At 47.5% G+C, this 5,137-nt stretch carries 7 protein-coding genes and 1 tRNA gene; 6 read left to right on the forward strand and 2 right to left on the reverse strand.

Features of this window, described 5'->3' with window-relative positions:
- Positions 1 to 239: lipoate protein ligase C-terminal domain-containing protein (locus tag JF818_RS04785; RefSeq protein WP_304945003.1), on the forward strand; the 239-nt coding region annotated here is incomplete at its 5' end.
- On the opposite strand, the gene malQ is transcribed toward JF818_RS04785, so the two are convergent.
- Positions 219 to 1,742: a 4-alpha-glucanotransferase gene (gene malQ / locus JF818_RS04790; RefSeq protein WP_198890831.1), complete on the reverse strand. Its 1,524-nt coding sequence runs from the start codon at positions 1,740 to 1,742 to the stop codon at positions 219 to 221. The genes JF818_RS04785 and malQ overlap by 21 nt on opposite strands.
- 106 nt (positions 1,743 to 1,848) lie before the next feature.
- Here malQ and JF818_RS04795 point away from each other — a divergent pair, with 106 nt between their 5' ends.
- The 4 genes from JF818_RS04795 (at position 1,849) to JF818_RS04810 (ending at position 3,764) form a co-directional block, all read left to right on the forward strand.
- The gene (locus tag JF818_RS04795; protein WP_198890832.1) at positions 1,849 to 2,352 is read left to right on the forward strand and encodes a CarD family transcriptional regulator; all 504 of its coding nucleotides are present in this window, start codon (positions 1,849 to 1,851) and stop codon (positions 2,350 to 2,352) included.
- A gap of 4 nt (positions 2,353 to 2,356) precedes the next feature.
- Positions 2,357 to 3,169 (forward strand): 2-C-methyl-D-erythritol 4-phosphate cytidylyltransferase, encoded by an 813-nt coding sequence (locus JF818_RS04800; RefSeq protein WP_198890833.1) that lies wholly within the window; start codon positions 2,357 to 2,359, stop codon positions 3,167 to 3,169.
- Positions 3,166 to 3,645, forward strand: coding sequence for a 2-C-methyl-D-erythritol 2,4-cyclodiphosphate synthase (gene ispF / locus JF818_RS04805; RefSeq protein ID WP_198890834.1), 480 nt, complete (start codon positions 3,166 to 3,168; stop codon positions 3,643 to 3,645). The genes JF818_RS04800 and ispF overlap by 4 nt, the downstream gene beginning before the upstream one ends.
- Positions 3,646 to 3,679: 34 nt before the next feature.
- Positions 3,680 to 3,764: transfer RNA gene (locus JF818_RS04810), tRNA-Leu, on the forward strand.
- Between the two features lie 59 nt (positions 3,765 to 3,823).
- Here JF818_RS04810 and JF818_RS04815 read toward each other — a convergent pair.
- On the reverse strand, positions 3,824 to 4,390 hold the full coding sequence (locus JF818_RS04815) for a DUF4256 domain-containing protein (protein WP_198890835.1): 567 nt from the start codon (positions 4,388 to 4,390) through the stop codon (positions 3,824 to 3,826).
- A 274-nt stretch (positions 4,391 to 4,664) separates the two neighbouring features.
- Here JF818_RS04815 and JF818_RS04820 point away from each other — a divergent pair.
- The coding region (locus tag JF818_RS04820) for a hypothetical protein (RefSeq protein WP_198890836.1) at positions 4,665 to 5,137 on the forward strand (473 nt) is incomplete at its 3' end.

Here is a 5,137-nt window from a genome sequence, read left to right on the forward strand (position 1 = left end):
CTTTCACCCACCGTTTCCCATGGGGTGAGGCTGATTTCAGGATCCTTGTAGAGAAAGGTGTATTCAGTGATATCCTTATGTTCACCGACAGCCTTGATACCTCCATTGTAGAACGCATCAAAACACTCCTAATCGGAGTTCCGTATGAGAAGAAAGCGGTAGAGGCAGTATTGAAAGATTGTGAGCAGGACGATTGCTCCGACCTGCTCACTTTCTTGCTAGATTCCTTCTCTTCCTGATAGTTCTATCAAGGATCTGAGTCGGTCGACCCTCCAACCCTCTGGGTGGAGGGTTTCTGCTCTCCAGCTCCAATTACTCACCCCACAGGTGGAAGGGATGTTCATTCTTCCCTCCGCTCCAAGTTCCAGCCAATCCTGCATGGGGAGAATGGCATCCTTGGCATGAGAGAGCAACATCTGCCTGATCAACTGCCAAACTATCTGGTCATCAGGACATTCAAGGTAGCGCCTTACGGCATCCTTGGTCTGTTCATCCAAGGCATCATACCACCCTCTGGAGGTATTGTTGTCATGGGTACCCGTATAGATGACACTGTTGTGCTCACAGTTATGCGGTAGGTAGGCATTGCTTGCATCAAGCTTACCGTTCTCAACCGAAAAGGCAAACTGAAGTATCTTCATACCCGGGAATCCATTGGAGAGCCTGAGCTCATCCACATCATCAGTAATTACACCAAGGTCCTCGGCAATGATGGGAAGTTCTTCCCCAAGATGTGCTTTCAGTGCAGAGAAGAACTCCTTTCCCGGCGATGGCTTCCAGGTACCATTCATTGCAGTTTTCTCACCTTTGGGTACTTCCCAATAGGCAGCAAATCCTCGGAAGTGGTCAATCCTGATGATGTCACAAATCTCCAGGGTCTTCTCTATTCGCTTGATCCACCAGGAGAAGTGTTGCTTCTGGTGTGCCGCCCAGTCATAGACAGGATTTCCCCACAGCTGTCCTTCATCAGAGAAGGCATCCGGCGGGACTCCGCTTGAAGCGGTTTGCCTGCCATCCTCATCCATTTTCAGGAGGTCCCTATTTGACCACGCATCCACGCTGTCTGGAGCAACAAAGATGGGAATATCCCCAATGATCTGGATACCCTTCTTGTTGGCATATCGCTTGACCTTTGTCCACTGTGTAAAGAAGAAGTATTGCTGTACCTGAATATTCTCAATTGCCTTTTCGTGGTCCTTCTTGAGCTGTTGCAATGTAGCCTCTTCCCGCAGTCTTATCTTCTTGGGCCAGATTTCAAACCAACGGGAATCGTTGTAGGTCCTGCAAAGCACTTGGTAGAGGGCATAGTCCTCCAACCACCACTGGTTTTCCTGTACAAATTGCAAGTACGCATCCCAATCTTTCTTTGCTGCTTCTCCAATGAAGGTTGCCGCAGCCTGTTCCAGAAGCGGTTCCTTATAGGAGCGCACGCTGCCATATTCTACCCGGTCAGAGGGAAATACAGGATGGAAGAGCACCTCTTCCACATCCAGATACCCCTCAAAGGCAAGGGTTCTGAGATCGATCAGGAGTTCATTCCCTGCAAAGGTCGATCGGGCTGCATAAGGACTGTCCCCATAGCCGGTGGGCCCAAGGGGAAGAATCTGCCACAGACTTACCTTCGCTTGAGAGAGCAAGTCAATAAACGTAAAAGCCTCATCACCCAGTGATCCGATTCCATGGGGTGAGGGAAATGATGTAGGGTGCATCAATACACCACAGCGTCGTATGTCATGTTTCATGCTTCAGACTATATAGTATTCCTCTGCTGTTGGCTATCATTCAACAGGGAAGAGTTTGTTTTTGGGTGTTCTTGTTCTAACATGAAAAATAGGATATACTTGTGCTATGAATTCAGCCCAGGAAACAAAACAATTTGCCATCGGAGAACATGTAGTATATCCTCTCCAAGGCGTAGGCGTCATCAAGCGTATTGAAGAACGAATGTTCAGAGGCGTCGCTACGATGTATTACGTGATCTACCTTGATATCTCTGATATGACGGTAATGATTCCTGTGGACAAGTCCGAGGAAATGGGGATCAGGCCAATCGTAGGAGACAAAGAAGCGAAGCAGGCCATTGAATCCATTTCCAGCAAGTATGAACCTATGCCGGTAGATTGGAAGGTCCGCTATCAGATGAATGTGGATCTGCTCAAGCAGGGTTCCATTACGTCAATTGCGAAGGTGGTACAAGCACTCTATCATCGCAGCAAGATCAAGGAACTGCCGGTACAAGAGCGAAAGCTCTATGACAATGCGCTTCGTTTGTTGATCGACGAGATCTCATTTGCCTTGAAAAAGGACAAAAAAGAGATTGAAATGCTTGTATTCTCCAAACTGGAGAAATAGTTCTATGAATTTTCCTCAACATGCAGTCATCGTGACCGCTGCCGGCATCAGCGATCGCTTCAATGCGAACAAGCAACTGGGTGTCAAGAAGGAGTATCTCTCCATCGATGGCCATACTGTACTCTATCGATCTGTTGCCCCATTTCTTGAAGTACCAGGGTGCCAGGTTATCATGGTAACCCATCCTGAAGGAATGGCTGACCAGTGTGCGGTTGCCCTGGAGGACCTGTTACAGCAGAATATGGTTCCCATCATACTCGTTCCAGGAGGAAGCGACCGACAGAAATCGGTTTACAACGCTTTGAAGATGCTCTCTTCCATGGCATTGGCCGTGGACTTTGTTGCAATCCATGACGGAGCTCGTTGTTTCCTTACCCCCGACTTGGTGATCAAGACACTTGCAACAGCTACTGTATTTCGAGGTGCAGTTCCTGCCCTTCCCGCTACAGATGCCCTGAAAATCATTGATGACAATGGACTTATCACCCACCACATAGACCGAACTCATGCTGTAGGAGTTCAGACTCCACAGATTTTTACCTATCCAGAAATCTGGGAAGCTCATCAAGCGGCAAAAAACAGCACCACTTCCTATGTAGATGATACACAGATCTTCACTGACTATGGACAGTCAGTGGGTATTTGTGAAGGCACCCGGGAGAACAGGAAGATCACATATATCGAAGATATTCCTGATGCTGAACAGCAGATTGAAGAGTACCTCCAAAACCTTGAGGAAGGAAAACGCAGCGCACATGCTGCAAAAGCACTCCACCAGGCTATGGATGAGGTACAGAGGGAGCAGCAAACACAATGAGGATTGGCACTGGTTGGGATGTTCACCGCCTCGCAGAAGGAAGGAAATTTATCCTTGGTGGCATAGTCATTCCCAGTGAACGGGGTGAGGTCGCTCACAGCGATGGTGACGTCCTTGTCCATGCAATCATCGATGCAATCCTTGGAGCGTTGGCGAAAGGGGACATTGGGGCACACTTCCCCGATACTGATCCAGCTTTCAAGGATGCTGACAGCCTACAGTTGTTATCACGAGTGCTGGAAGAAGACCTTCCTCCCTACTCCATCGAGAACATCGATACCACGGTCATTGTCCAACGTCCTAAGCTTCGTGAGTATATTGATGCAATCAGGGAGAACTTGGCGAATACGATGCACCTTGAAATCAGCCAGGTTTCTGTCAAGGCGAAGACCGCCGAGGGAATTCTTGGTGAGCTTGGTACAGCGGAAGCGGTCATGGCCCAAGCGGTTGTCTTGATTTCCCAGAATCCTTGTTGACACAATCCAAACAAATATTCTATAGTTGCCCTGCGCCCAGATGGCGGAATTGGTAGACGCACTAGGTTCAGGTCCTAGCGGTCGTTAAGACTGTGCAAGTTCAAATCTTGTTCTGGGCAGAAAGGCAAACCTTTTACTATAAAGGGTTTGCTTTTTCTTTTGTTACAAGATGGCTGCCTTACACCTTCAGCAAACCCCTGAATCCCCTGGATGCGTAGTAGGAATCAGCTCCATTGTGGTAGAAAAACACCCTATCATACCGGCAATCCCCGAAGAGCGCTCCGCCAAGTTTTCGCATTGATTCAGGAGTACGAATCCAACTGGAAGATTTCACATCGAAGACACCCAGCTTCTGGAGATTGCGGTACTGCTCCTCATCGAGGAGCTCTATCCCCATTTCTGCTGCAAGAGAACCTGCACTACCTGATGGTGGATTCTTTTTCCGGTTTTCAAGGGCTACCTGGTCATAACAGAGACTTCTTCGGCCTACAGGACTCTCAGCAGAACAATCGACGAAGAGGTACGCGTCAGAGGTATCATCGTACCCGATTACATCTGGCTCTCCACCGGTGCGATCCATCTCAAAGAGCGAAAAGAGTTTCTCAAGGTCTTCGGCAAGTCTCTTTTCGATAGCTATCCAATCAAGGTCTTTGTGTCTGGGCAGGTTTTCCTCAAATCTTTTATGAAGAACATCAATGAGTGATGCTTTTTGTTCTGAAGTTAACGTAGTCTTAGTTGTATCCATAGAGCATCTCCTATTTCACTTGATCAGCGTTACTATACATACTGTACCTATATCCTAGCATTTTACTCAAGGTATATACCCCTTACCAGGAATGCATTGAGTACATAGATTCAAAACAGAATGCACGACCGGGAAAGAGTGGGTAAACGTTTCTCTCTAGAATGAATCATTCAAAAGAATTGCATCATATCCACCTGTCGATGTATTGACCACAATATAATCTAAATGTTAAGTTAGTCTAACAATAGGTGCTACACCTGTACTGGAGGTTCCAATGAAACGAAGCATATTCCATCTTGGATTTTTCCTCTCCCCTCTCATTCCTGTTATCCTATATCTGTACTCTGTAGGTGCGCTTGCCGACTCATATTCAGTGTCAATCATCTTCGGTGTCTACGCTTTCGTCCTTGTCTGCAACCAGTTCTACCTTGCCTCACAACCAGCTTGGATGGTCTCCCTGCTGGGAGCAAAATCGGTTCGCTCATTGCATGGAAGTTCTCCACTACTCATTATTCTCCTTGCTCTTATCCACGCCTTGCTCAAGCTCGCCAACGGGTTTAGCTTCTCCACTTCACAAGCGCTTATCGGCTTGGTTGCGCTTATTCTATTCTTTGTGGGAACGATCGCTGCCTTGCTCTTCTTTGCTAACACCTTGCTTACAAAGCAGAAGAAATTTGCGCAACTGAGAACAAGCACATTTGAAAAAACCGGTCTCACCCATCAGAAAGCCCGTGCAATGCACAACCT

This window comes from Sphaerochaeta sp. S2, from assembly GCF_016406725.1.
Classification (GTDB): Bacteria; Spirochaetota; Spirochaetia; order Sphaerochaetales; family Sphaerochaetaceae; genus Sphaerochaeta.